At 60.7% G+C, this 448-nt stretch carries 1 protein-coding gene; it reads right to left on the bottom strand.

Annotation, left to right across the window (positions count from 1 at the left end):
• Nucleotides 1–448: peptidase dimerization domain-containing protein (locus EN750_RS39830; protein ID WP_348629653.1), on the bottom strand; the 448-nt coding region annotated here is incomplete at both ends.

Here is a 448-nt window from a genome sequence, read left to right as displayed (position 1 = left end):
GCCAAGACATTGTCGGCTTCGTCGAAGGCCGGGGGACCAACCCGCCGGAACTCCTCCCACGCGATATCTTCAAGGACCCTGTTTCCAAGGAAATTGGCTTCCCCTGTGCGAACACGGTGGCTCATGGCGGTTTCGGTCATCATCGCGGCGCCCTGAGCGACCTTGGAAAACCGTTCGACGAGCGATCGCAGCTCAGGCGTATCGCGTCCGCGCACGACGTATCGCACCGTCGCTTTTGCCTGCACGACATTGGGAGCTTCTCCCCCGGCGTCCACGATCGCATAATGGATACGGGCGTGGCTTGGGATATGTTCCCTCAGATAGTTCACACCGACATTCATCAGTTCCACCGCATCGAGCGCGCTGCGACCCAGGTGAGGGCTCGACGCTGCATGCGAACTGCGGCCGGTGAAGTGAAAGTCAATCTCGTTGCAGGCCAGCGTGACGG

Source organism: Mesorhizobium sp. M7A.F.Ca.ET.027.03.2.1, assembly GCF_003999175.1.
GTDB lineage: Bacteria > Pseudomonadota > Alphaproteobacteria > Rhizobiales > Rhizobiaceae > Mesorhizobium.
Note: the sequence above shows the minus strand (reverse complement) of the source record. Positions and strands in the feature narration are given on the sequence as shown.